Raw genomic sequence first — 26,304 nt, 5'->3', positions numbered from 1 at the left:
GCTTCCTTTATTCTGGATTGGCTACCATTATTTCTAAATCACCACGTAGGGTCACTGATTGAATCGCTGTTGGTAAAATAAATGAATCAGCTAGTTTAAGTGGGTACACTTTTCCATCGATCTCCATTTCACCTTCACCGGTAATGACTGTTGCCAAATAATAGTCCTTAGGTAAATCAACCACTAGCTCTTTTTTCAAGTCCCACTTGTAAACACTAAAATACTCATTGGTTAAATAGTGCACCACTTGACCCTCTTGATTGCCTTCGGTAGTAATTTCTAATTCTGGTGTTTGATGCGGAATCATCGTCACATCGAAAGACTGTTGTAAATGTAATTCACGCTCATGACCATTCGCATCCGTACGATGATAATCATAGACACGATAAGTAGTATCTGAGCTTTGTTGAATTTCTAAAATAACAATACCAGCACCAATCGCATGAATGGTACCATGTGGCACATAGAAAAAGTCGCCATCTTTAACCGGTACTTCGGTCAATAGTTCATCCCAATTATCTTTTTCAACTTGTTCGATAAATTCCTCTTTCGTTTGAGCTGTATGACCATACACTATTTTAGCTCCAGGAGCTGCCGAAATAATATACCAGCACTCCGTTTTTCCTAACTCGCCAGCTCCTTCATGCGCCGCAGCATATTGATCATCTGGATGAACCTGTACAGATAAGGCTTGAGAAGCATCAATGATTTTAGTTAATAAAGGAAATACTTCTTCTCTAGGGTTACCAAATAATGCGGGTTGTTCTTTATACAAACGATCTAAAGGTAACCCTTCTAACTCAGTCGGGGACATTACTTCTGTAACACCATTTGGATGACCACTGATCATCCATCCTTCTCCAGTTTGATTACTAGGAATCGGTAGGTCAAAATAAATCCCTAATTTATTACCACCCCATATTTTCTCTTGCAATACAGGTTTTAAAAATATTGGTTTCATAAAACAGCTTTCCTTCCTTTCACAATTTTTCAACAAACTTTCATCTTTTCATTCGATATTATAACACTTTTTCCTAGTTCATGGTAAACTAATAGTAGATTAATTTTGGAGGTTTGATGATGATCAAATTATTTGCATCCGATATGGACGGAACTTTATTAGACGAAACACATACTATCAATGACCGCACCGCTAAAGCCATCCATGATTTGCAAGCAGCTGGAGTAGAATTTATGATAGCAACCGGACGTGACTACCAATCTGCCAGTCGCTTAACAAAAGCTCAAAATATATCTTGCGCGATGATTAATTTAAACGGTGCATTAGTGCACGACAAAGACGGAAACGTCATCTATGATTGCCCTCTAGAACAAGAAACAATCGAGAGCGTCATCGCTTATTTAAAAGACCATGGCTTATTGTATACAATTTATACCGAAGCTTATTCTTATTTTTATAACCGTGATGAATATATCCAAAACACCTTTAAAATTTTACAGAAGCGCTTTGACTTTGACGATTTAACCATGGCTCAAATTAAAGATAATTTAATGGAAAACAAAGACGCTTCAGAATTTACTTTTTCTAAAGAAAACCCGGTTTTAAAAATGATGATTATGAGCGATGATGACGACAAATTGCATCAAACTCGTCTTTACCTTGAAAAATTCCCTGAACTCGATGTCACTTCATCAGGACCAGGAAATATTGAACTTACACATAAAAATGCTCAAAAAGGTCTGGCTATTATTAAATATATTGAAAAGCAAGGTTATACAATGGATAATGTTGTCACGATTGGCGATTCTTTAAATGACCGTTCCATGTTACAACTTTGTCCGAATAGTTATGCCATGGCAAATGCCAGTGAAGAAATCAAAGAAATGGCTGCGCATACGACCTTTAGTAATGATCAATATGGCGTGGCGGTGGTCATCGAAGAATTATTAGAAAATATGAAAAAATAAACCTCATTAAAAGAGTGAATTGCCCGTGAGCATTGACAGCCATCACGAGTAATTCACGCTTTTTTAGTATTTTGTGAGTTTTATTTGATATTGACTAGCAATATTATTTTTTACGCATTGTTTTACGGATATCTAATGCTACGGCGGCCACAATGACAATACCTTGGAAAACATTGGTCATTTCTGGTGTGATACCCAAGAATTGTAAACACGTTTTTAATAACTCAAATACCAATACCCCGACTAAAATTCCCGGTACGCGTCCAACCCCACCAGAGGTTGAAACCCCACCGATAGTGGCAGCAGCAATCGCTTCTAACTCATACCCGGTTCCGGCCGTTACGGCTGCTGAACCTGTTTTAGCGGTTAATAAAAACCCTGCGACAGCATACATGGTTCCAGCTAAAGCATAAATCAATAGTTTAGATTTGGCAGTGTTCACTCCAGACACCTCGGCAGCGACTTCATTACCACCTATCGCATACATTTGTTTACCATAAACGGTGTATCGATATAAAATATACATAAAAATCCCCGCTACAATTGCTACGAAAGTTAAATACGGTATTTGCAAGCCACCTAATTTGACCCCTTGTGCACCAAAACGTGTATAGGTTTGATTCAATGAACCAATAGGCGCATTTTTAGATAACATCATATTTAATCCATAGATGGCAATTTGTGTCCCCAATGTCGCGATAAAAGGCGGTACATGTAAGCGCGAGATAATTAAACCATTGACAACCCCTAAAGCTAATCCTACCGCTAAAGCAGCCAATAACGCCACAATAATTGGTGACCCTGCAATACCCGGATACATCACACCTGAAGCATCTGCTCTTTGTAAAAAGACCGCTGCCACAACTGATGTTATCCCAACGATACGCCCTGCTGATAGGTCTGTTCCACGGATAATAAGTGGACCTGAGATACCTAAAGCAATAATAAAACGTACCGAAACATTGGCTAAAATATTTTTTAAGTTATTAAAACTCAAAAAATTATTGGCACTAAAAGCCGTATAAATGACCATTAAAACAATGACCACGATTAAGGCATTCTCAATAATTTGCTCTTTAAAGCTACGTTTTGGTTTGATGATTTCACTCATTCGCTGCACTCTCCTTTAATTGCATGAATTTGGTAGCTAAATCCATGACTTTTTCTTGCGTTGCTTCTTCTTTCGATAAAAATCCAGAAATCTTGCCTTCACACATTACCATAATCCGATCAGATAGCCCTAAAATTTCACTCATTTCAGAAGAAATAACGATAATAGATTTGCCTTGTTTGGCTAAACGATTAATAATTTCATAAATTTCAAACTTCGCTCCAACGTCAATCCCACGTGTCGGTTCATCTAAAATTAAAATATCCGGATTTGTTGCCAGCCACCGGGCTAATATCACTTTTTGTTGGTTGCCTCCAGATAAATTTTCAATCGCTGTGTGTTGACTAGGTGTCTTGGTTCGCATACTGTCAATGCCTTGCTTCACCACTTCAGCAATTGATTGTTCATTTAGTAAACCATATTTATTTTTATATTTAGATACCGACGCCGTAATGATATTATCACTAACCGATAATACGCCAAAAATCCCTGAACCTCGTCGGTCTTCTGTCACTAATGCAAAACCATTTTTAATCGCATCTTTTGGATCTTTATTCAAGATTTCTTGGCCACGATGAATAACTTTGCCACCTTCGATATGATCACGCAATCCAAAAATAGCTTCCATTAATTCTGAACGTTGGGCTCCTACTAAACCTGCGACTCCTAAGATTTCACCTTCTTTTAACTCAAAAGAACAGTTTTGAAATGATTTTGGATTTGGAGATGTATAATTTTTAACTTCTAAAATATTTTGCTCACCCGGTCCAAAATCTTTATCAGGGAATTGATTGGCAAGTTCACGCCCCACCATATGTCGAATAATTTCATTTATCGTAATGGTAGCAGAATTATAAGTACCAACATATTGTCCATCACGCATAATCGTAATTTCATCCGATATACGTAAAATCTCATCCATTTTATGAGAAATATAAATAATACCCATGCCAGTCGCACGTAAAGCATCAATAACTTTAAATAAGTTCTCTACTTCCGCTGCAGTTAAAGACGATGTTGGCTCATCCATGATTAATATTTTAGCGCGGTGAGAAATGGCCTTCGCTATTTCAACTGATTGTTGTTGTGAAATCGTTAAATCACCTAAGCGTGTGCGCGGCGAAACATTCAATCCAATAATATCTAAAAATTTCTTAGTCTCTTTTTCCATTGCTTCATGATCTACAAATAGGCCTTTTTTAGGATAATCTCCCAAAAACATGTTTTCAGCAATCGTCATTTCAGGAATGGGTTGTAATTCTTGGTGAATCATTGCCACTCCATGGTCCAAAGCTTCTTTAGAAGTTAAAAAATTCATTTCTTCGCCTTCTATTTTAATTGACCCATTGTCCCGGTAATAAATACCATACAAACATTTCATTAAGGTTGATTTACCTGCACCATTTTCTCCCATTAAGGCATGGACTGTTCCTTTTTTAACAGTCAATTGGGCTTTATCTAGTGCTTTAACCCCTGGGAAAATTTTATCAATGTCTTTCATTTCTAAAATTACATTATTTTCCACTGTATCACATCCTTTATAATTATAAAGAGGGCTCCCGCTCATAGTGATCAGAAGCCCCATCTGTTTATTAAATTAAAGATTATTCACCGTATGCTTCTTCTAGACGTGTTTGGTATTCTTCAATCGTTTCTTCACGATAGTCTAAACGTTTTAAATCAGCATCTTCTGGTTTAGTTGCTTTAACATAATCATGCCAGAAATAAGGTGCTACTTCTTCACCATTTAATAATTTCACTGCAACTTCAGCTGCTGTATGTGATTGGTTGAAATGATCGTTTAATACTGTTCCAGTAAATTCACCTTTACCAATTAACTCTACAACTTCTGGTAAAGCATCTACCCCAACGATATAGATGTCTTCGTTCACTTTACGTCCAGCGCCATTGATCGCTTGAACAGCCCCTAAAGCCATACCATCATTATTAGAAAAGATCACTTCTAAATCCTCACCATATTGACTTAAAGCATTGGCAGCAATCTCTTGACCTTTTGCTTGATCCCAGTTACCACGTTGTGCTTCACCTAAGATTTCAACATCAATTGATTTAGCTAATGTCTCAACAGAATATTTAGTACGTTGTTCAGCGTCAACGTTACCAGCATCCCCTTGGATCATGATATATTTAACAACACCATCACCGTTAATATCCCCTTTGTTTTCTAGGTCAGCAATGATTTCACCTTGATAAACACCTGATTGACGAGCATCAACCCCTACATAAGTTGTTTTACCAGGCCATAATTCCATTGTTGAAACATCTGGTTCACGGTTAATTAAAACGACTGGAATATCTGCTGATTGTGCAGATAAGATAATTTGGTCTGCACCAGTAGGGTCAACTAAGTTCGCGATTAGCAAGTCTTTACCTTGTGCGATAAAGTTATTTAATTGCTCTGTTTGAGTTGCTTGGTCATTTTTTCCATCTTGAAATTCAAGATTATAAGTATTGCCATCTTTTTCGCCTAATTCTTTAAAATAAGCTTCTAATTCATTACGGAATAATGTCATAAAGTTGTCGTTATATTGATAGATTGCAACCCCAATTTCGTAAGTTTGTCCTTCTGCTCTTACTTGGGTTGGTAATACTGTGACTAAAGCAATCATGAATGCAAATAAAGCAACAAATAATTTTTTAACAGTTTTCATTAAATTTACCCCTTTATTTTATTGTCTGAGCATTTAGCTGTGCGATGAGCCTCTTTAAAGAATGATATATCCTCCTTTCATCTGTCTTTTTGTTAATCTAATGATGCTAGAAAGTCCCTCGTGCTCATCTGGTAATTTTCAAGCTCTACTACTATTATAAATGCGTTTTCATTATCGTTCCATAGCATTTTGTAAAGATTATATGTCATTTTGTTTAATCGCTTACATTGTGGTAAAATATATTTACGAAAATGTTTATTGGAGGTTCAAATGAAAAGTTACTGGAAACATTATTTTATCGATAATCATGATATTGCTTTAATCGAAGCCGGTGTTCAAAAAAATCTTCCCTCACAAATTAATGATTATACCGTGCACCATGATTACGTCATCCACATCGTTTTATCTGGTAAAGGTTACTTTGTTGTCAATCATCAACATTATGAACTTCAAAAGAATGACTGTTTTATTTTAAAGAAAGACCATCATGTTTATTATGAACCTGACCATGATGATCCTTGGACTATTGGTTGGATTGCTCTAGGTGGCAAAAATATTGAACATTATTTAAAAGATACTATTATTACACACCGTGACACCTTTCATTTTAAAGAAGACAGTGCTGTTTATTATCAAATAATCGATCTAATCACTTTTCTCGAAACGATTAATCCACAAATGACTTCGAATAAATTAAAAATAATCGGACTACTTTACAACTTATTAGCAGAAATCAATCTTGAATTAATCGACCCGTCAACATTTATAAGATTTACCTTGCCTGAAGTACCACAACTCGCTCAAAATATCAGGCACTATTTAAAAACGAATTATCATCTTCCTATCACCATTGAAGAAGTTGCTCTACATTTCGGTATCAGTCGTAATTATCTCTTTCAAATTTGTAAGAAATATTTTAATTTATCACCGAAACAAATTTTGCTTGAAAGTCGTATGGCGCAAGCAGCGTGTTTACTACGTTCTAGCCAATTAAAAATTAGTGAAATTTCCGAACAAGTGGGTTATCGAGATACATTCCAATTTTCCAAGATGTTCAAAAATTATTTTGGACATAGTCCATCACAGTATCGTATTTTAAGTGATGAAACGATTGATGATTCTGTTTTAACATTACCCATTCTATATCACGAAAAGTCTTTATTAAATACTAAAAAACCTAATGTTGAAATTTGGTTATAACACTTTGCGCAAAATAATTGATTTATCATTTCACTATTTGTAGTAAGCTTGGCGATAACGGTTGAAAGAATTTGACTTCCATAGTCATTCAGTTCCTATCATAAAACTACAAAAGGCTTTGATAGCTCTGTGAGAGAGCGTCTCAATCTGTGTCTTAATGACTAGATGAGACCCCCCTCGCTTTTTGAACTATTATGTCTATTGCTTGTGAAATAAATTTAAGAACACCCTCTAATCGATAATTTTATGCTGATTATTTTCATTCACAAGACGGTGTCTCATTTTGAGACATATTTTGCTTAATTATTAAGAATTTATCAAGCTTTGCAATGAAATTTTCGAAATTTTATGAAAATGAAAATAATACTCAAAACAAGCTGTTTTTGTGTCTCAAAATGAGACACTATGAAAATTTATGAAAACAAAAAAGAAACATTTTTTATCACTTCTAGTACTTTTATTGCCTTTGGAATGCTTACATTGTTCATTTATGTTTCTGATGAAAAAATTTTTTTCATTTTGAAAATTGAAACTTTGTGAAACGGTATTTCTTTAGCGGACTAGACAACGATCTCGACATTGATAGAAGACTGGTCATAAACTATGATTTATCCAGTCAAGTCATCTGAGCGTTAATGATTAGTATATACCTGAATGGTATCAAATTTCGTCTTCAAGACAAATTTAACCCCTCTCAATGATGCGGGGAGATGGGTAGCCGAAGCAAAAAATCATCTCATTTTCTATTCTTGTCTACTCGCTACTTGATTGATGGTTAATACCAGAGACGACCACTTCTGTTTTTTTATTTCTGAACATTTCATGCATAACAGTTTGGTATTTTATATTTTGTCACATTCCATTTTACAATCTATCGTATTAAAAAAAACTGACCCAACAGATACCTTCTCATTAAAGTACTGTTAAGTCAGTTTATTTTATATTAAGCGGTAACGAAACGATAAACCGTTCGACTAGTAAAAGTGTCCCCTGGTCTTAATACCGTATCACCATGAAGTGGATTATTAATAGCATTTGGTAAATTTTGGGTTTCCAAAGTGACGCCAGCAAATGGTAACAGTGGCTGACCCCAAATTTCTTCAATATTGTTTAAGTAGCCATGAGTATAAATAACGACTGCGTTTTCTGTTGTAGTCATCTCAATACGACGATTCTTTGCTGGTAATTGAATGACGGCCTGTGGGCCTTCGACGGTTTTAGCGATTAACCATGGATGGTCAAAACCTTTTGTATAATCAAACTGTGGTTCTGGTTGATGAACCCGGTCACCAATCAAGATCGCTTCACGTAAGTCAAAGACCGTATCACTTACAGGTTCTAATCTGCCTAAAGGGATCGTGTCATTTTTTAATGGCATATATTTATCACTATGAACTTGTAAAAAGTGATTTTCTATACTTTGAGTATTATTCCCATTTAAATTAAAATACACATGATTCGTCGGATTAAAGATAGTTGGTGCATCCGTTGATGCCAGGTAATCAATCGTCCATTCATTTTGTTCATTATAAGTATACGTTACTTTTAATGTTAAATTACCAGGATACTGATTATGTCCGGCTTTGTCATAAAGTGAAAACTCAACACGAACTTCATCTTCTGATTCAATAATATCAAAATTGAACTTTTGTAAATCAAAGCCATCGAAACCGCCATGTAAATGGTTCGCTTTATCGTTGGTTTCGAGTTGATATAACTGTCCATCAATAACCGCCTGACCTAATTCTACTCGACCGGCTACACGACCAATTGTTGCCCCATAATAACTACCCGAATCAAACACTTCTTGAGCATTTTGATGCCCTAAAATAAATTGCTCATACTCTCCCTTATCATTTTGGATGCCCCAACGATTGATACGTGCCCCCAGATCACAAAAACTGATTTGTGTTCCTTTTTTGTTGGTAATAAAAATCTCTGAATAGTCGATTCCTTCATATTGACCAAAAGGTTTAATTTCAACTTGCACAAAGATTAACTCCTTTCTTCTTACTCTTTTGATTGATTATAATGCTTTGGCACCATCGCCAACTTCAGCGACATAAAATTCAGCTGAATAACCAACCGTTTTTTCATATTCTGCCTGTACGGCTGCTTTCACGGCCTCTACTTGCTCACGGTTCACTAAGGCAATCGCACAGCCACCCATTCCTGCTCCGGTCATCCGTGCGCCTAATACCCCCGGTTGTTCCCAAGCAGTATGCACCAAGGTATCTAACTCCAGTCCCGTTACTTCATAATCGTCACGTAAACTAATATGAGATTGATTTAATAATTTTCCAAATTCTACTAAATCTCCTGAAGTCAAGGCTGCTTTAGCTAATTTTGTACGTTCGTTTTCATACACTGCGTGTTTAGCACGACGTTCCAATACTTCATCACCAATTAAATGACGATTTGCTTCAAATGCTTCAATCGATAACTCACCTAAGGCTTTGATATCTAATTGGGTTTGAAGTCGTTTTAGCGCTTCTTCACATTGGCTACGTCGTTCGTTATAATTGGATTCCACTAATTCCCGTCGTTTTTTTGTATTCATAATTAAAACTATATTATCACCAAATTCTGCTGGTACTAATTCATATTCTAAAGTATTGGTATCTAAATAAATTGCATGATCTTTAGCACCCATTCCAATTGCAAATTGATCCATAATTCCTGAATTAACACCTATAAATTGATTTTCAACTCTTTGGCCAATTTTTACTAATTCAACCCGATCGATTTCAAATCCAAATAAATCTTGAATGGTTACCCCAATTAAAAGTTCTAATGAAGAAGAAGAGGACAAACCAGAACCATTAGGGATATTGCCATAAATAACAATGTCGAATCCTTTATCAATAGCATAACCTGCCTCTGCCATATATTTAATCACACCTTTGACAAAGTTAGTCCAACTATCTTCTTTCTTATTGACTAACTCATTAAGGTCGAAACTAATAATCCCTACCTCTTCAAAGTTTAATGAATAGCAATTAACGGTTGTATCTTCACGTGTTGCTGCCACAGCGTAAGTACCATTCGTAATTGCACAAGGAAAGACACGTCCTCCATTATAATCGGTATGCTCACCAATTAAGTTAATACGTCCTGGCGCAAAATAAGCTTTGCCACCTTCATGTTGAAATAGTTCATTAAATTTTTTATTTAATTGCTCAATGATCATCGGCTCATGCCTCCTACAAATTTTTATACAAACTCATTATAACGTTTTTATGGAATCGCTTCAATCATATATCAAAAAATGTTGAATGTTGCACAAAGTCTTTTATTGCTTTCAACCAAATGATTCGTTAAACTGATGAAAAGAGAAGGGTGTGAAATGACCCTCTATATATATTACAAGGAGGAATTGTTTTGATTAAAGTAATTTTTGTTTGTTTAGGCAATATTTGCCGTTCCCCGATGGCTGAAGCTGTTTTTAAATCTTTAGTTGAAGAAAAAGGTTTATCTGATCGGATCATCATCGATTCTGCGGCGACTAGTTCATGGGAACATGGTAACCCTGTTCATTCTGGAACCCGTGAGCGTTTAGCAAAAGAAAATATTTCGGTTGAAGGGATGCATTCACGTCCATTAGCAGAAAATGACTTATCTGCTGATTATCTAATCGGAATGGATCAACAAAATATCCGTAACATAAAACGCTTTGCTGGCAATGATTTTACTGGTGAAATCAAATTACTGTTACAATATGCTAATCGCGAAGACGAAATTGCGGACCCCTATTACACTGGCGACTTTGAAACCACCTATCAAGATGTTCTTCAAGGCTGTCAGGCTTTGCTTGACTATTTAATTGAAAACCATTCATTATAATCCTATGACAATATTCAACTTTTTAGCCTAAAGATTAATTTTTCATTAGAAACAATTGAGAAAATGTGCCAAGTTTGTTATAATCAATTTATTAGAATTATGTCATTTTTCTCATTACACTTTACTTTTTTTAATATTTATTTTATTATAAAACAGTTGCGATGAATAAAATGTTAATCTTAATCAAGGAGGCTACAAAGTGATTGAATCATTAATTGTTCCAAAAAATCGATTACTATGTATTAATGAATCTTTAAATTGTCAAGAAGCGATTCAATTACTCGAGTCAAACGGTTTACGTTGTGCACCTGTATTGGATGCTACAAACACCATCTTTAGAGGCAATATTTATCGTTATCATATTTATCAACATAAATTTAGATATCCTCAAGCTGATTTAAGCACGATACCTGTTACGCATTTTCTAAAAAATACAACCAAAGTCGTTAGAACTTCTGACAGTATCTTACGCTTATTATTTGTGATTAATGATTTACCACATATCGCGGTTTTATCTGTTCAAAATACTTTTGTAGGGATTATCGAACATACGGATATGATGACTTTTTTAGCAGAAGCATGGTTATCCGATAATGCGAAATATGTTTTAGAAGTGACTGCTAAAGGACAAGTTGGGGAGTTAACTAAACTGATTCGCTTAATTAATCGCTATACGCATATTATCAGCTCTCTAACATTTGAGAACACAAAATACGGTAGCGAAAGTAAATTTTTATTTGTGTTACCGAGTGGTTTTGACATCGTCGAATTTAATGATTTGCAACGACTTTTGAACCGGAAACAATATAAAACCAAACATTATAAAATGAAATAATAAATAAGCAGTCTAAGTTTCATCATGAAAACTCAGACTGCTTATCTTTTTAATTGGTAAAAGGATTAAATCTTTTCTCAAATTTTATCGTCGTACTTTGACCATGGCCTGGATAAATCGTCGTATCATCTGGTAATGAATATAAGTGGGTCTTAATTCCATTAATCAATTGATGATAGTCTCCTAAATATAAATCGGTACGGCCGATACTACCTTGAAATAGAGTATCGCCAGCAATCACAAATTTTTGATCTTCAAAAATATAGACAACGTGACCTGGACTATGGCCTGGAATATGAGCCACTCTAAAATGAAAGCTACCTACTTGCTGCTTCTTCATATCATCCGCTTGCCACACATGTTCAGCTGGACGTGCTACTACGGTTGGCACCGGCATATTAGCTGATAAATTTAAATTCGGATTTGACAAGTAATCTGCCTCGATCTGATGAACATAAGCTTCGATACCAAATTCATCGCGCAATTCATCGACTGATTCAATATGGTCAAAATGACAATGTGTCAATAAGATGGCTTGCGGTTGCCAATGATGACTTTTTATCCAATGAATCAACATTGGAGCACCCGCACCAGGATCAATAATCAGCGCTTCTTTCTTTTCATTAACAACGACATAAGTATTCTCACTTGCTATACCAACTGTTTGATAAAATACTTCTAACATCTCGTCCTCCTAGTCTTTTAAATAAATTCTTGGAACTCGATTACTAATACCACAAAATATTTCATAACTAATGGTGTCAACTTTTCGCGCTAATTCACTTGCATGATTTTCTAAATGTCCATCTTTACCAATTAAGGTCACAGGTGTACCAATCGGTAATGCTTCTGGCAGGCGAATCATCATCTGATCCATATTAATCGTCCCCACAATCGGACATGCAACCCCTCCAACGAGCACCTCAATCACTGAATAGCGTCTTAGCCATCCATCAGCATAACCTATCGGAATCGTTGCAATCCATTCATCGGTAGTTGTTGTATAGGTTGCGCCATAACTAATAGAATGTCCTTTCGGAACTTTTTTAGTATAAATAATTTCTGAAATTAATTGTAAAGCCGGTTGTAACTGACGTTCAAATTCTGGTAATTCCGCTAATGGTCGGTCTAATGGATCAATGCCATACATTCCAATCCCAAAACGAATAATATCCGATTTAGGTTCATAAGGATGCCACATCCCCATCGCTGTGTTAGCGAAATGCTTAAGCGGCACAGTGTCTGGTACTACCGCAATCAATTGTTGCCATTGTTCAAACTGATACTCAATATAGTCTTGCGGTCCACCTCCTGCAGTAGAAAAATGAGTAAATGCCCCTTCCCATTCAACCCAATTGAATGCTGATATATCCTCGATAAATTGTTCAACCTCAACGACGCTTCTTAACCCAATTCGTCCCATGCCCGTATCTAAAGCTAAATGGAATTTCAAATGATATAAATCCAATAGCGATAATTGATTGGTTGCTTCTAACTGCTGATAAGCAAGTCTAAAGAATTCACTATCGCTCACGGTAATCGTAATATTATAATGCAGTAATTCAGCAATTCCACGTGGGTCTGTTAAGCCTAGCACTAAAATCGGTACTTGACTCAGTCCATTCGTTCTTAATTCAATTGCTTCATCCACCGTTGCCACTAATAATCCTTTAGCTCCAGCTTCTAGGGCCGCTTTTGCCACTGGGACGGCACCATGCCCATAGGCATTGGCTTTTACTGTAGCATATAGTTTTTGTTCTGGTGTTAATTGGTCTAACATTAATCGAACATTATGTTGGATTGCATTTAAATCGACAATCGCTTCCGTTGGTCGATGTTCACTTGGTTCAAACATAGATTTCACCTCTTCGTAGTATGGTTATAATTGTAACATATTCAGCTCGTCTTAAAAAGTAGCTTCAGTATGATAGTGCTTCCCCTTAAAAAAGAAGGTTTGCTCAACACTTACCACGAAAATTTTATTAAAAAGTTTAAAGTGGACGCTTTCAATCATCATTTAAAGTTCAGCTTTTAACTTTGTTCATTGATAACTTGTCTTGGATTAGGATTGACTCTTCATCCCTATCGCTTTGTACGCCAAGCAACAATTGATCCAAGAAAAAAAGTTAGCTACTAGAAAATGTTAGCTACTAGAAAAACCGTACGTTACTCTAAATATTGAGTAAGTACGGTTTAATCACCTTTTCTTGGCCGACATTAAATAAAATTAATTGAGGAAGGAGGTTATTTGTGAATTAATAACAAAATCTGGTAAATCAATGATAACCGTCGCTGTTGCATAAGCTTTTGAATGGCTAATCGACACGATCACACTTTCTACTATCGGCCCTTCTACCACTTTAGGCGCACCCATTTCATTGGGGAGTACCACAATGTCGGTAAATTTTATTTTACCGATGCCAGTACCTAATGCTTTTGCATAAGCCTCTTTCACACTAAAACGACCGGCCAAAAATTCATATTGACGTTGCTCTTTCATATCCCGAAATAAAACTAATTCTTTTTCTGATAATATTTTAGTTGGAAATTGCGCATTACGTTCAACCGCTGCTGCTATTCGTTCAATTTCCACAATATCCGTTCCTAGGCGCATTTAAAATAACTCCATTTTAATCTTTTTTCATCATTTTAAAATTTTTATTGATATTCACTTTTTTAGAAGACTTGTTGCTTTTTCCTTGGTCTTTACCACGCGTGTTTTTATCAAATTTTGGATTTTTCTTTTTATCCTTACGTTTAAAATCTTGGTCACGGTCTTGACGACGGTCACGATTGCGTCCACCCTCACGGCGTTCTCCACCATATTTACCTCCATCGCGACGACTACCACCGTCACGACGACGATTATCTCTTCTGCCACCACGACCTTTATTACCCGATTTATAACCTTTTTTATGCTGAGCATTTGGTAATGGTCTTTGTGGTGAGATTTGTACTTCAATATTACTATTATCGTTAATAATCGTTCCTAATAAAGCAGTGACTAAGTCATTCGCTTGGTAATGTTCTAATAATAATTTTGCGGTATTACGATGTTGTTGTGCATTACCTTCTTCTAAAATTTCATTGACTTGATCAATTAACTGTTGAACTTGTCCCCATTGTGCCTCTTGGACTGTTGGTGGTTTCATTGGTGTCATTGCTTTTCGAGTTAATGTTTCAATCGTTCTTAAATATGGCATCTCATTTTGCGTGACAAAGGTAATTGAAGCACCTTCATTCCCTGCACGACCGGTACGTCCGATACGATGAACATAACTTTCAGGATCTTGGGTGATATCATAGTTATAGACATGCGTTACTCCAGAAATATCTAAACCACGTGCCGCTACATCCGTGGCTACTAATAGTTCAATTTCTCCGTTACGGAACTGATTTATAACAGTGGTACGTTTTTGTTGCGTAATATCACCATGAATTAATTCCGCATTAAATCCTCTTAAGGATAATCCTCGTCCTACTTCATCCACACGCTTTTTAGTACGACAGAAGACAATTGCTTGTTTGGGTGACTGTACATCTAATAAACGCGTTAGCACATCAAACTTTTCATCGTCACGACATTTAATAAAAAACTGTTCAATTAAGTCAGCAGTAATTTGTTTAGTTTCAATTTTAATATGTGCTGGTTCTTTTAAAAATTGATCGGCTAAATTACGAATTTCTTTTGGCATAGTAGCTGAAAATAGTAATGTTTGGCGTGTTTCAGGGGTCGTCTCAATAATGGCACGAATGTCGTCAATAAACCCCATATTCAACATTTCATCAGCTTCATCCAATACTAATGTTTGTAACTCATCTAATTTTAAAGCTTTACGACGCATCAAGTCTAAAATACGTCCTGGTGTTCCAACCACAATTTGAGGGGCATTTCGTTTTAAACGATTAATCTGATTCCCAATTGGGGCTCCGCCATAAACAACATAGACACGTGCTCTTTGCTCTTTCCCTAAACGGAATAATTCTTCTTGTACTTGAATCGCTAATTCACGCGTCGGTGCAATAACTAAGCCTTGAACCGATTGGGTTTGACTATTTAATTTATTTAACATTGGTAAACCAAAGGCCGCTGTTTTACCGGTTCCGGTTTGAGCTTGACCAATTAAGTCTTTTCCTTCTAATGCCACAGGCACAGCTTGTTGTTGAATCGGAGTTGGTTCTTCAAACCCTAACTCTTTAAGTGATGTTACTAATAATGGTGATAAATTTAATTCTGAAAATTTCAATATCTTCTTCCTTTTCTTGTCTTTAAGACTTCTTATTTAACATAGCTTACCCGTGATACCTATCATTTATTGTATCGAGCAAGAGATGTTATGGTGGGTAAGTTACAAATAAAAAAACCGCTTGGCGTAGAAATAGCAAAATGCGCTAGGTGCCATGCGGGTCAAACTTCCAAAGAACGGTTGACTTAATGATACATCGTTAACTTTCCATTGCTTAGATTAACACAAATAAGTTTGATAAACAAGTTATTTATAATTTAGCTAGTGAAAATTTGAAAACAATATGATTCAATTGAGTAATGCTTCATTATTTAGAAACTCGTAATGTCTTCTTCTTTTTTAGAAAATTAGCTTTTAACAGAGTAAAAAATTGGAATTTTCATGCGAAGGTAAGTCAATCGTTGATTCATTCAGTCAAACTATTGCTCGGTAATAATAAGCGCAGTGGTTAAGTAGCATCAAGCGGTGTCTTAAAGACTCATGTGATAGTTACTCCACTGCGCGACGGGGGGGATTAGACATATAGAAAATCATCTGATTATCAACTTCTAGCCTACTCCCATATAATTCTTTATTTTCTTAACATATTATGTGTTTCGTGGCCAGTTAAAGCGGTAACGACTTTTAATAAATCCACCCCTAAACTCGATTTAACTAACACGACATCTTCCGGTTGAATATCACGTTGTAATAATGCAATTAACTCATCGTGATCCGATTCAACATAATATAATGCCTCTTGACTATACTCCGTTACTAACTCATTATATAAAGCTTTCATTTCCGTTCCAAATAAGTAGACACGGGCAATCTTATCTGGATCAATCGCCTCTTTAATACTTCGATGCAAATTAGCACTTTCAGGACCTAACTCTCTAACATCCCCTAAAACCGCTATTTTACGGCCAGTATGTTCCACAGGAACCGTTGATAAAGTTTTCAAAATGGCTTTCATTGAAGTTGGACTTGCATTATAGGCGTCATTTAATAAATCTGCCCCATTTAAAGTCTTAATCCATTCTAAACGATGGGCCGTTAATTCAAATTGAGCCAATTGAAAAATGGCTTGTTCCATTGGGATTTCTAAATGTTTGGCAATGGTTAAAGCAATCAACGCATTCGATACATTATAAGCACCAATAACAGGTATCGTACTCACAATATTAGAATCGACATTTGTTTTAAAGAACGTTTTATTTTGTTCTTCAACTAAATCATAAGCATAAACATCATAAGAACTATCGAAACCAAAGCTACTGATTTGAATGGTTGGCGCTTTTTCATCTAATAATTCGCTTATTAATGGTTCATTGCCTGGATAGACGAATAATCCATCCGGTTTTAACCCGTCTAAAATTTCCATCTTAGCTTGGGCAATCCCTTTGCGTGATCCTAAAAATTCTAAGTGACTTTCGCCAATTAAAGTAATGGCCGCAATATTCGGTTCTGCTATTTTGCTCAACACTTCAATCTCGCCAAAGCCACTCATTCCCATTTCAGTTACACAGACTTGCGTATCCTCTGGCATTTTTAGCAAAGTATACGGAACACCAATTTCATTATTGTAATTCCCTTGCGTTTTGTGGACACGATATTTAGCTGATAATGTTGAAGCGGTCATATCTTTAGTGGTAGTCTTCCCGTTACTACCAGTAATACCAATCACGATTGGATTGATGACCTGACGATAATAATGAGCTAAATCCTGTAATGCTTTTAATGTGTCATCTACTAAAATAATCGCAATCCGATCACTTGGCGCAGCCGATTCCTCTTTAGACCAAAATGTTGCTACAGCACCCATTTCAATCGCTTTTTCTACATAATCATGACCATCGGTTGCTCCTTGCAATGGCACAAATAATGATCCCGGGGTAATTTTTCTAGAATCAAATTCGACATTAGAAATCGAAATTGTGCGATCTTTTGCTGTGTAATCAATCGCATGAACGTGTTTTACAACGTCCATTAATTTTATCGGTTTCATCTTGTACCTCCACTAAAATCTGTCAGCAGTCAACGCTTTTTTTGCTTCAAAATGACGTAACCCTAACTGAATCAACTCTTCAACTAGGTCCCGAGTACCTAAGCCTGTTCCTTGCCATAGCACTGGATACATACTATATGGCGTAAAACCTGGCATGGTATTAATTTCATTGATATAAATATCGTTATTGGCCGTTACAAAAAAGTCGCAACGAGATAATCCACGCCCGTCAATTGCACGATACGCTAATAAAGCATACTCTTGAATTTTTTCAGCAACTGCTTCAGGTAATTCAGCTGGAATTTGCATTGAAACACTATTGTTTAAATATTTATTATCATAATCATAAAAACTTTGTTCTTTTACTAATTTCCCGACCACACTCACATGAGCATCAGCATTACCTAAAATCGCTACTTCCACTTCATCGGCATTAATTCCTTGTTCAACTACAATTCTAAAATCATATTTTAAAGCTAATTCAACCGCATTAGCTAATTCTTCAACATTTTCAACTTTACTAATCCCTACACTTGAGCCCATATTGGCTGGTTTGACAAACATTGGATATAGCAAGCTACCTTCACATTTTTTAATCAGCTCATCCTTTGCATTGAGCCATGCTTGACGGTCAAATGCTTCAAATGGTACTTGCGGAATACCTACTTGGCTAAAAATATACTTACTAATTGTTTTATCCATGCCAGCTGCACTAGCTGTGACGCCTGCGCCAACATAAGGCATGTTTAACACTTCTAAAAACCCTTGAATAGTACCATCTTCTCCATTTGGTCCATGAAGCGCCGGAAAGACAATGGTGTCTTTCTCATAAATTGAACCTGGCTGAATCACTATACCTGTTGAAGCCGTATCAGCTTTTTGCGACCATTGAGCTATTTCAGCGGCTTCTAAAATGAGTTCGCCTGAAGTGCTAGGTGCTTCAGTTAGGGGGGCTCCTTTAATCCAAACCCCATCACGTCGAATAAAAATAGGTTGGACGTCGTAATAGTTATACATAATTTGTTGGGCAATATTGTGGGCTGAAATGACTGAGATATCATGTTCCGCACTTTGGCCACCATATAGTAAAATTATTTTCATATTTTCCTCCAAATGCATGCTAGTTAGAAATAAGTTCTACTTGCCAAATTTTTTCTTGATAATTATACACCAATTGACCGACTTGATTCGTCTGACTTTGATTAGAAGTTAAAAGTGTTAATTCATCTTCAATGATAAATAACGGTACAAACCACTGGCCAGCCATATCATAGGCTTGAGCAAAGTCAATTTTCAATCCTTTAGTAAATAATGGTGTTATTTGTTCTACAATGGCTTCCGGAACCGGCTTAGCGATTTCTTTCTTCTTAAAAAAGAAAGAGCGTCCTTCATTTAATAAATTTTGCATCTGCTCTTGTAACACTCTTTGAAATCGCAAATTAAAATGTTGGGAATAACGATAATAGGTTTTTATTAAGCCGTTCGGCAAGGTTAGAAACGCATAATTATTTTGTAATTTATAAAAAAAAGCTGATCTTAAGGTTTGATTTGCATGGAATAAATATAATATTTCTGCAATCTCATTAGGAGTTAATTGGTGCATCATACTGACACTTTCAAAATCCATCCAATTAGACACACGCACTTTTTCTTTGCGACAGTAATTCAAGTATTCTAAAACTTCTGGTTTCCCTCTTAATATCTTAAAGTTGGTTCTCACATCAAATTTCCCAAAATTAGAAGGCGCTTCTGACAATATCATATTATTGGGTACATATTTTGCCTCAAAATCTATCGGCAACAAATTAATTCCCCGTGTCATGATATGACTCGTTACCGAATCATAATGTACATACAAATTAATTCTCATTTTTTTGCCCCCCTTCTGGCTTTTTACCATGATATACAATCACCCTATATTCTACTCTCTTTTTTTATAAAGTTAAAGTATAATTCATTAATAAATCACTAAATTAACGCAAAAAAGGAGAGGAAAGAGGGCAAACTTCACTCTGAAATTTGTTCTCTTTCACCTCTCCTATTTTAGGGGTCTAAATAGACACACTAAAATGAACATCATATCCTTCCATTATTGGAGATTTGCTCTAAAATTCTACCTTTGGTGCTACACGAGCTTCTTCTGGTGTTTCTAAGAACACTTTCTTAGTAAAGCCATGAACACCCGCAACGATATTGTTAGGAATTGTTTCAATCTTAGTATTATACTGATTAATGCTAGAGTTATATAACATTCTAGCTTTAGCAATTTTATCTTCTGTATCGGTTAAGCTACGTTGCAATTCAACGAAATTAGTGTTTGCCTTTAAATCCGGATAAGATTCGGCTACTGCTAATAAACGAGACAAAGCACCTGTTAATGCATTTGAGGCCGCATTAATTTGTTCGGGTGAAGCATTCGCAACATCGATTAATTGTTGACGTGCTTTGATTACGGAGTCTAAGGTTTCTTTTTCATGAGCCGCATATCCTTTGACTGTTTCGACTAAATTAGGGATTAAGTCATTGCGTCGTTGTAACTGCACATCGACTTGACTAAAACTTTCTTCAGCCCAGTTTCTTGTTTTAATTAAATTATTATAAATTCCAACCCAAGCTAAGGCAATTAAAACTAAAATTCCTAGTATGATTAAAAATGGCATGGTAAATCAACCTTTCTTTTTTCGTATATCTTAATTATACTTAAACCCATTAAAAATGTCGATTGAAAACACTAAACAGAAGAAATTACCGCTATTGATTAAGTCCAAGCTTTCAATTGTTCAGCGTCCGCATAGACAAAATGATCGGGTGATATTTCATATTTGCTTACTTCTCCGGTCGGTTCTTGATGTTGATAAGGCACCCGTTGACGGACACTTTCACTAATCGGATCTGGCTGAGGAACTGCTGATAATAAAGACTTCGTATAAGGATGAATGGGATTACGGTAAATTTCAGCAGCTGGTCCTACTTCAAGTATTTTTCCAGCATACATCACCGCAATACGGTCGCTAATATATTTAACCATTGATAAATCATGAGCAATAAATAAATAGGTTAATTGACGTTCTTTTTGTAATTTTTTCAATAAGTTAACGACTTGTGCTTGAATCGAAACATCGAGTGCTGAAATAGGTTCATCTGCGATAATGAATTTTGGTTCTAACGCTAAAGCTCGCGCAATACCAATTCTTTGTCTTTGACCTCCAGAAAACTCATGAGCATAACGGTTTTGATGTTCTTTATTTAACCCTACTGCTTCTAACAATTCACCAATTCGCTTACGACGTTCTGCTTTATTTTTATAAAGTCCATGAATATCAAAGCCTTCACTAATAATTTCTCCAGCGGTCATACGTGGATTTAAGGAAGCATAAGGATCTTGGAAAATCATTTGTAGTTGACGAGCCAAATTTTTCTTATCTTTGGCACTTTGCTTACCACTGACGACTTTCCCATCAAAAGTAATCGTGCCCCCCGTAATATCATAAAGCCCAATAATCGAGCGCCCCGTTGTAGATTTACCGCAACCAGATTCCCCTACAAGTCCCAGGGTTTCACCTTCATAAACTTCAAATGAAATACCATCAACGGCCTTAATCGGTTGTTGACTGTTACCAAAATATTGTTTGAAATCTTTTACTTCTAAAAGTACTTTCTTACTCATTTGTAACGCCTCCTTCTTTTAAGTATCGTTGAATTCTTTTTTGAATCATTTCTGGCACTTCGATTTTAGGTGCTCCTTCAGCCATCAGCCAAGATTTAACGAAATGGTTCTCATTGACTTTAAACATTGGCGGTTCCTTTTCATAATCAATCTTCATTGCATAGCGATTCCGCGGAGCAAAAGCATCTCCTTTAGGAGGATTGATTAAATTCGGTGGCGAACCAGGAATGGTATAAAGTTCTTCGGCATCATCATTTTCTAAATCAGGCATTGAACCTAGTAGTCCCCAAGTATAGGGATGTTTAGGATTATAAAAAATTTCATTGACGGTACCGTACTCTATAATTTGGCCCGCATACATCACCGCTACCTTATCGGCAACATTCGCCACTACGCCTAAGTCATGCGTAATAAAGATAATCGAATTGCCATTTTTTTGTTGGATCTCTTTCATCAATTCTAAGATTTGTGCTTGAATCGTTACATCTAAAGCCGTAGTCGGTTCATCAGCAATTAATAATTTAGGTTCTGCTGCTAAGGCAATCGCGATAACTACCCGTTGTCTCATACCACCTGAAAATTCATGAGGATATTGTTCATAACGACGCTCTGGAAATGGAATTCCGACTTCTTTTAATAACTCTATCGAACGCGCTTTGGCTTGTGCTTTAGAGATATCTTTTTTATGTCGTAAAATGACTTCGGCAATTTGTTTGCCAACTTTCATTGTTGGGTTTAAAGCGGTCATCGGATCTTGGAAAATCATCGCAATATCTTTCCCACGGATATCGCTCATTTGATTCTCAGTTAGTTTCAATAGATCTTGTCCATTAAATAAAATTTCTCCCGCATCAAAATGTCCAGGTGGCTGTGGAATTAAACGCATAATCGCATTACAGGCTACTGATTTTCCTGATCCTGATTCTCCTACAATGGCTAAGGTTTCTCCTTTTTCTAAAGAAAAATTAACCCCACGAACGGCTTGAACACGACCCGCAAAAGTTTTAAAACTAATACGCAAATCATTTACTTGTAATAATTTTTCTGTCATATTAGTCACCTCTACTTTCTAAGTTTTGGATCGAGTGCATCACGTAAACCATCACCGACCGCATTAAACGCAAAAATTGTTAATGAAATTAATAACGCTGGAAATATTAAACGCCACGGTGCCGTCATAATGGCTTCGTTTCCTTCTGAAGCCATCGTTCCCCAACTGGCCATTGGCGGTGTCACCCCAAGACCTAAATAACTAAGAAATGATTCCGTAAAGATTGCTGAAGGAATCGAGAGTGTCATCGTCACAATAATCGCCCCCATCGCATTTGGAATCAAATGTTTCAGTATCAAGTGAGTGGTATTCGCCCCTAATGTACGCGCCGCTAAAACATATTCCTGGTTCTTGATAGATAATACTTCTCCACGGACAATTCGGGCCATCCGTACCCAACCGGTTATCGAAAGGGCCACTATCATTGGCATTAACCCCTTATCCATCACAACTAATAATAAAATAACTATCAATAAATAAGGAACCGCCGTTAAAATATCAGCGATACGCATCATGATATTATCGACACGGCCACCAACAATTCCGGCAATACTGCCCCATAACACTCCGATAATTTATGTCAATAGCAGCAGCTGCTAATCCAATAAATAAGGAAATACGCGCGCCAACCCAAATACGAACAAAAATATCACGCCCTAAGTTATCTGTACCAAACCAATGAGTCGCATTGGGTGGCATATTATAATTTTTGGTTTGTTGACTAAAACTAAATGGTGACACCATCGGCACAAAAATCGCCATTAAGGCCACTACAATTAATAACCCAACCCCAAACATCGCTAGTTTATTACGGCTAAAAGTATGAAAGACTTCGCCCCAAAACGACACCGTTTTATTACTTAAAATATCAGTTTGATCTTCAGAAATCCCTATTATTTCAAAATCTTGGGGATTTAATTTTTCTTCATGCGTCATTATTATTCAGCTCCTTCCAACTTAATTCGTGGATCGACCATTACATAAATGATATCCACAATTAAGACCGCAAATAATAATAGAATCGAATAGAAAACAGTGGTTCCCATAATCATCGTATAATCACGGTTATTAATACTGGTAACAAAATGTTTACCGAGTCCAGGTATCGCAAAAATATTTTCAACAATGAAACTCCCCGTTACCACGCCGGCTGTTAAAGGTCCTAAATAGGTTATAACAGGTAACAATGCATTACGCAGTGAATGTTTAAAGACCACACTCCATTTTCTTAATCCTTTTGCTCGAGCTAGTTTTACATATTCAGATGTATTTTGTTCCAGCATACTAGATCGGACCATTTTGGCCACATTTCCCATATAACTTAAAGCCATCGCAAATGAAGGCATGACGGTATAACTAAATCCTTTCCAACCACTTAAAGGAAACAATCCCAATTTCAATCCTAAAAAATATTGCATTAATCCTGCTAAAATAAATGAAGGAATTGAAATTCCTAAGACAGCAATTATAGTTGAAATATAATCACCTAATTTATTATGGTACATAGCAGAAATGACCCCTAATAAAACACCAAAACCGACTGCTAAAAAGAGCGCTTGAGCTCCTAAGGCTAATGAGATAGGAAATGACTGAAAGATCATATCATTAGTTGAACGACCTTTATACTTCATAGACTCACCAAAATCAAGTTTTAAAATATTCAATAAATAATCCTTGTATTGCACATACCATGGATTATCTAAGCCATAGGTTTCATTTAATTGTTTTTCAATCGCAGGCGTTAGTGCTCTTTCACTCGCAAAAGGACTACCGGGTGCAATTCTCATTAAGAAAAACGTTAATGTTATAATGAAAAAAAGTGCAATCAGTATATAAACGATTCTCTTAAAGATATACTTTTTCATCTAATATTCCTCCTTATATTATCAAAAGTTTGCGCCACCGTTTAATAAAGCAACACGAAATGGGCGTAGGCAAGAAGTAGAAAACCGATTGATTTTCGCTTCATATGCCCACCCCCGCACAGTAAGAAGTAAGTATCAAACAAGTCTGAAAAATACCAGTTCACGCCATTTACCCACTGCGCAATGATATAACGATACAAAACTGGACAGAAATTATTAAGTTCCTGCCCAGTCCTCATTCATTCCGTTATATTTTATTCAACTACGACATTTTTCAAATCAAGGTTACCTAATGCATCAGGTTCCATATTTTTAATACTGTCTTTCTTAACTGATAAGTTAGTGTAGTAATACAATGGGATAACTGGCATTTCTTCAATCATGACAGCCTCAGCTTGTTTCAATAATTCTGTACGTTTATCAAGATCCGTTTCTAACTCTGCTTCTTTTAATAATTTAGTATATTCCTCATTAGACCAACCCGTGTCATTGTTACCATTGTCTACAGAATCATACATTCCTAAGAATGAAGAAGCGTCGTTGTAGTCTGCAATCCAACCTAAACGTCCTACTTGATAATCTAAAGCAGATAATTTATCTAGATAAACTTGCCATTCAGAATTATCAATTTCAGCGTTAATACCTAAATTACTTGCCCAACCTTCTTGGATATATTGCGCAATTGTTGAATGCGCTTCTGATGTATTAATTGAGATTTTAACAGTTAATTCACTCGGATCTTTTAATCCTAACTCTTCTAAACCTTTTGCTAAATAATCTTTAGCTTGTTCAAAATCAGCATCTTTGAAGTAACCACGGTCTTCTTCAAACCCAGCAATTGTTTGTGGAACATAACCTAATGCCGGTTCTTGTTCACCTTTCGTAATATTGTCTACTAAACCTTGACGGTCAATAGCTAAAGCTAAAGCTTTACGAATATTCACATTAGACATTACTTCATCGGTTGTATTCACTTTGTACCAATAAATAGCAGCATAGTCAGAGATATTTAATGCTCCATCTGCTTTATAAGTATCAATCGCATCTAATGAAACACTATTATATGGTGATCCTAAGTAATCTAATTCACCTGCTTGATACATTGCATTAGCAGTTGCTTCAGATTCTACCATTTGTACATTGACAGTTTCTAATGAAACATTGTCTGCATCCCAATAATTTTCATTCTTAGTCAATACATAATCACTCGAATGATTCCATTCAGATAAGACGAATGGTCCGTTGGTTACGTAATCTTCACCCGCTTCCATTGCCCAATCAGGGTTCGCTTCTACTACTGCTTGATTAACTGGCATAAAAGTATAGTGCGCAATTAATTCTGGGAAATAAGCTACCGGAGCATTTAATTTAATTTCTAAAGTCATATCATCTAATGCTTTAACACCGACTGCATCCTCTTCGCCTTCACCCGTATTATAAGCTTCCCCACCTTCAATCACATAAAGTAAGTTCGCATATTCTGATAAGGTTTCTGGATTTAAAGCACGTTTCCATGCAAATTCAAAATCACTTGCTTTCACTGGATCACCATTTGACCATGTTAAGCCTTCACGTAATTTGAACGTATAAGTTAAACCATCTTCACTTACTTCCCAAGATTCAGCCGCTGCTGGCACTGGTTGATTATCTTTAATCGCTGTTAAACCTTCAAAGACGTTTTTAATAATCGCACCTGACGAACTATCGGTTGCAATCCCTGGGTCAACAGTTGGTGGCTCAGATGTCGTTGATAATGTTAAAGTTTGTTCTGCTTGTGCGCCAACTTTGGTTACGAATAATGGAGACATTGCGTTAAATGATAATAGTGCCGTACCTAAAACGGCTGCTTTTTTAAAGAATTTTCTCATTAATGTTTCCTCCTATTTAATATTTATGA

The 26,304-nt window shown here is 36.2% G+C and carries 24 protein-coding genes; 4 read left to right on the top strand and 20 right to left on the bottom strand.

Annotated elements, in window-relative coordinates; all coding sequences use genetic code 11:
* Positions 1-7 precede the first annotated feature (7 nt).
* Complete coding sequence (manA, locus tag CYJ72_RS07625) at positions 8-961, bottom strand: mannose-6-phosphate isomerase, class I (RefSeq protein ID WP_066124939.1); 954 nt, start codon at positions 959-961, stop codon at positions 8-10.
* Between the two features lie 119 nt (positions 962-1,080).
* Here manA and CYJ72_RS07620 point away from each other — a divergent pair, with 119 nt between their 5' ends.
* The gene (locus CYJ72_RS07620) at positions 1,081-1,929 is read left to right on the top strand and encodes a Cof-type HAD-IIB family hydrolase (protein ID WP_066124937.1); all 849 of its coding nucleotides are present in this window, start codon (positions 1,081-1,083) and stop codon (positions 1,927-1,929) included.
* 103 nt (positions 1,930-2,032) lie between these two features.
* On the opposite strand, the gene CYJ72_RS07615 is transcribed toward CYJ72_RS07620, so the two are convergent.
* From CYJ72_RS07615 to CYJ72_RS07605, 3 genes are all read right to left on the bottom strand, one after another.
* A complete protein-coding gene (locus CYJ72_RS07615; RefSeq protein WP_066124936.1) occupies positions 2,033-3,040 on the bottom strand; it encodes an ABC transporter permease subunit in 1,008 nt (335 codons plus the stop codon).
* A complete protein-coding gene (locus tag CYJ72_RS07610) occupies positions 3,033-4,541 on the bottom strand; it encodes a sugar ABC transporter ATP-binding protein (protein ID WP_284630888.1) in 1,509 nt (502 codons plus the stop codon). Before CYJ72_RS07610 ends, CYJ72_RS07615 begins: the two co-directional genes overlap by 8 nt.
* Positions 4,542-4,644: 103 nt before the next feature.
* Positions 4,645-5,712, bottom strand: coding sequence for a galactose ABC transporter substrate-binding protein (locus CYJ72_RS07605; RefSeq protein WP_284629034.1), 1,068 nt, complete (start codon positions 5,710-5,712; stop codon positions 4,645-4,647).
* Positions 5,713-5,982: 270 nt separating this feature from the next.
* Between CYJ72_RS07605 and CYJ72_RS07600 the strand changes: the two genes are divergently transcribed.
* On the top strand, positions 5,983-6,912 hold the full coding sequence (locus CYJ72_RS07600) for a helix-turn-helix transcriptional regulator (protein ID WP_066124930.1): 930 nt from the start codon (positions 5,983-5,985) through the stop codon (positions 6,910-6,912).
* A gap of 943 nt (positions 6,913-7,855) precedes the next feature.
* On the opposite strand, the gene CYJ72_RS07595 is transcribed toward CYJ72_RS07600, so the two are convergent.
* Positions 7,856-8,902, bottom strand: a complete 1,047-nt coding sequence (locus CYJ72_RS07595; RefSeq protein WP_284629032.1) for an aldose epimerase family protein — start codon at positions 8,900-8,902, stop codon at positions 7,856-7,858.
* A gap of 36 nt (positions 8,903-8,938) precedes the next feature.
* Positions 8,939-10,102, bottom strand: coding sequence for a galactokinase (locus CYJ72_RS07590; RefSeq protein ID WP_284629030.1), 1,164 nt, complete (start codon positions 10,100-10,102; stop codon positions 8,939-8,941).
* A gap of 191 nt (positions 10,103-10,293) precedes the next feature.
* Between CYJ72_RS07590 and CYJ72_RS07585 the strand changes: the two genes are divergently transcribed.
* Entirely contained in the window at positions 10,294-10,755 is a 462-nt protein-coding gene (locus tag CYJ72_RS07585; RefSeq protein ID WP_066124925.1) for a low molecular weight protein-tyrosine-phosphatase, read from the top strand.
* Between the two features lie 199 nt (positions 10,756-10,954).
* Entirely contained in the window at positions 10,955-11,590 is a 636-nt protein-coding gene (gene cbpA, locus CYJ72_RS07580; protein WP_284629027.1) for a cyclic di-AMP binding protein CbpA, read from the top strand.
* 49 nt (positions 11,591-11,639) lie between these two features.
* On the opposite strand, the gene CYJ72_RS07575 is transcribed toward cbpA, so the two are convergent.
* The 14 genes from CYJ72_RS07575 to CYJ72_RS07510 all read right to left on the bottom strand — a co-directional run bounded on the left by CYJ72_RS07575 (position 11,640) and on the right by CYJ72_RS07510 (position 26,275).
* Positions 11,640-12,275 carry an MBL fold metallo-hydrolase gene (locus CYJ72_RS07575; RefSeq protein ID WP_066126547.1) on the bottom strand — a complete coding sequence of 212 codons (636 nt, stop codon included), beginning with the start codon at positions 12,273-12,275 and terminating at the stop codon, positions 11,640-11,642.
* 9 nt (positions 12,276-12,284) lie between these two features.
* Positions 12,285-13,445: an alanine racemase gene (gene alr / locus CYJ72_RS07570; protein ID WP_066126545.1), complete on the bottom strand. Its 1,161-nt coding sequence runs from the start codon at positions 13,443-13,445 to the stop codon at positions 12,285-12,287.
* A gap of 372 nt (positions 13,446-13,817) precedes the next feature.
* Positions 13,818-14,204: a holo-ACP synthase gene (acpS, locus tag CYJ72_RS07565; protein WP_066126544.1), complete on the bottom strand. Its 387-nt coding sequence runs from the start codon at positions 14,202-14,204 to the stop codon at positions 13,818-13,820.
* A 16-nt stretch (positions 14,205-14,220) separates the two neighbouring features.
* The gene (gene cshA / locus CYJ72_RS07560) at positions 14,221-15,837 is read right to left on the bottom strand and encodes a degradosome RNA helicase CshA (RefSeq protein ID WP_066126543.1); all 1,617 of its coding nucleotides are present in this window, start codon (positions 15,835-15,837) and stop codon (positions 14,221-14,223) included.
* A 571-nt stretch (positions 15,838-16,408) separates the two neighbouring features.
* On the bottom strand, positions 16,409-17,824 hold the full coding sequence (locus CYJ72_RS07555) for a UDP-N-acetylmuramoyl-tripeptide--D-alanyl-D-alanine ligase (RefSeq protein ID WP_101813115.1): 1,416 nt from the start codon (positions 17,822-17,824) through the stop codon (positions 16,409-16,411).
* A gap of 12 nt (positions 17,825-17,836) precedes the next feature.
* On the bottom strand, positions 17,837-18,925 hold the full coding sequence (locus CYJ72_RS07550) for a D-alanine--D-alanine ligase family protein (protein WP_101813116.1): 1,089 nt from the start codon (positions 18,923-18,925) through the stop codon (positions 17,837-17,839).
* A gap of 19 nt (positions 18,926-18,944) precedes the next feature.
* Complete coding sequence (locus tag CYJ72_RS07545) at positions 18,945-19,694, bottom strand: hypothetical protein (protein WP_284629022.1); 750 nt, start codon at positions 19,692-19,694, stop codon at positions 18,945-18,947.
* A 235-nt stretch (positions 19,695-19,929) separates the two neighbouring features.
* On the bottom strand, positions 19,930-20,484 hold the full coding sequence (locus CYJ72_RS07540) for a LemA family protein (protein WP_071408057.1): 555 nt from the start codon (positions 20,482-20,484) through the stop codon (positions 19,930-19,932).
* Between the two features lie 98 nt (positions 20,485-20,582).
* On the bottom strand, positions 20,583-21,491 hold the full coding sequence (locus CYJ72_RS07535) for an ABC transporter ATP-binding protein (protein ID WP_284629020.1): 909 nt from the start codon (positions 21,489-21,491) through the stop codon (positions 20,583-20,585).
* Positions 21,484-22,542: an ABC transporter ATP-binding protein gene (locus CYJ72_RS07530; RefSeq protein WP_284629018.1), complete on the bottom strand. Its 1,059-nt coding sequence runs from the start codon at positions 22,540-22,542 to the stop codon at positions 21,484-21,486. The genes CYJ72_RS07535 and CYJ72_RS07530 overlap by 8 nt, the downstream gene beginning before the upstream one ends.
* A gap of 11 nt (positions 22,543-22,553) precedes the next feature.
* A complete protein-coding gene (locus tag CYJ72_RS07525) occupies positions 22,554-23,108 on the bottom strand; it encodes an ABC transporter permease (protein WP_284629016.1) in 555 nt (184 codons plus the stop codon).
* Complete coding sequence (locus CYJ72_RS07520; RefSeq protein ID WP_284629014.1) at positions 23,062-23,478, bottom strand: ABC transporter permease; 417 nt, start codon at positions 23,476-23,478, stop codon at positions 23,062-23,064. Before CYJ72_RS07520 ends, CYJ72_RS07525 begins: the two co-directional genes overlap by 47 nt.
* A gap of 2 nt (positions 23,479-23,480) precedes the next feature.
* Positions 23,481-24,407, bottom strand: coding sequence for an ABC transporter permease (locus CYJ72_RS07515; protein WP_071408061.1), 927 nt, complete (start codon positions 24,405-24,407; stop codon positions 23,481-23,483).
* 254 nt (positions 24,408-24,661) lie between these two features.
* Positions 24,662-26,275, bottom strand: coding sequence for a peptide ABC transporter substrate-binding protein (locus CYJ72_RS07510; protein ID WP_284629010.1), 1,614 nt, complete (start codon positions 26,273-26,275; stop codon positions 24,662-24,664).
* Positions 26,276-26,304 lie beyond the last annotated feature (29 nt).

The organism is Globicatella sanguinis (genome assembly GCF_002847845.2).
Lineage (GTDB): Bacteria > Bacillota > Bacilli > Lactobacillales > Aerococcaceae > Globicatella > Globicatella sanguinis.
The sequence above is the reverse complement of the archived record's forward strand: the minus strand, read 5'-3'. Positions and strand labels throughout refer to the sequence as shown.

Excerpts from the sequence above, each read along its gene's own strand:
- CYJ72_RS07520 (WP_284629014.1), bottom strand. The coding sequence starts at position 23,478 with ATGACGCATGAAGAAAAATTAAATCCCCAAGATTTTGAAATAATAGGG.
- CYJ72_RS07590 (WP_284629030.1), bottom strand. The coding sequence starts at position 10,102 with ATGATCATTGAGCAATTAAATAAAAAATTTAATGAACTATTTCAACAT.
- CYJ72_RS07550 (WP_101813116.1), bottom strand. The coding sequence starts at position 18,925 with ATGAAAATAATTTTACTATATGGTGGCCAAAGTGCGGAACATGATATC.
- CYJ72_RS07510 (WP_284629010.1), bottom strand. The coding sequence starts at position 26,275 with ATGAGAAAATTCTTTAAAAAAGCAGCCGTTTTAGGTACGGCACTATTA.
- CYJ72_RS07610 (WP_284630888.1), bottom strand. The coding sequence starts at position 4,541 with ATGAAAGACATTGATAAAATTTTCCCAGGGGTTAAAGCACTAGATAAA.
- CYJ72_RS07605 (WP_284629034.1), bottom strand. The coding sequence starts at position 5,712 with ATGAAAACTGTTAAAAAATTATTTGTTGCTTTATTTGCATTCATGATT.
- CYJ72_RS07540 (WP_071408057.1), bottom strand. The coding sequence starts at position 20,484 with ATGCCATTTTTAATCATACTAGGAATTTTAGTTTTAATTGCCTTAGCT.
- CYJ72_RS07615 (WP_066124936.1), bottom strand. The coding sequence starts at position 3,040 with ATGAGTGAAATCATCAAACCAAAACGTAGCTTTAAAGAGCAAATTATT.
- CYJ72_RS07515 (WP_071408061.1), bottom strand. The coding sequence starts at position 24,407 with ATGAAAAAGTATATCTTTAAGAGAATCGTTTATATACTGATTGCACTT.
- CYJ72_RS07555 (WP_101813115.1), bottom strand. The coding sequence starts at position 17,824 with ATGAAACCGATAAAATTAATGGACGTTGTAAAACACGTTCATGCGATT.
- CYJ72_RS07545 (WP_284629022.1), bottom strand. The coding sequence starts at position 19,694 with ATGAGAATTAATTTGTATGTACATTATGATTCGGTAACGAGTCATATC.
- CYJ72_RS07575 (WP_066126547.1), bottom strand. The coding sequence starts at position 12,275 with ATGTTAGAAGTATTTTATCAAACAGTTGGTATAGCAAGTGAGAATACT.
- alr (WP_066126545.1), bottom strand. The coding sequence starts at position 13,445 with ATGTTTGAACCAAGTGAACATCGACCAACGGAAGCGATTGTCGATTTA.
- CYJ72_RS07535 (WP_284629020.1), bottom strand. The coding sequence starts at position 21,491 with ATGAGTAAGAAAGTACTTTTAGAAGTAAAAGATTTCAAACAATATTTT.
- CYJ72_RS07620 (WP_066124937.1), top strand. The coding sequence starts at position 1,081 with ATGATCAAATTATTTGCATCCGATATGGACGGAACTTTATTAGACGAA.
- acpS (WP_066126544.1), bottom strand. The coding sequence starts at position 14,204 with ATGCGCCTAGGAACGGATATTGTGGAAATTGAACGAATAGCAGCAGCG.
- CYJ72_RS07530 (WP_284629018.1), bottom strand. The coding sequence starts at position 22,542 with ATGACAGAAAAATTATTACAAGTAAATGATTTGCGTATTAGTTTTAAA.
- manA (WP_066124939.1), bottom strand. The coding sequence starts at position 961 with ATGAAACCAATATTTTTAAAACCTGTATTGCAAGAGAAAATATGGGGT.
- CYJ72_RS07600 (WP_066124930.1), top strand. The coding sequence starts at position 5,983 with ATGAAAAGTTACTGGAAACATTATTTTATCGATAATCATGATATTGCT.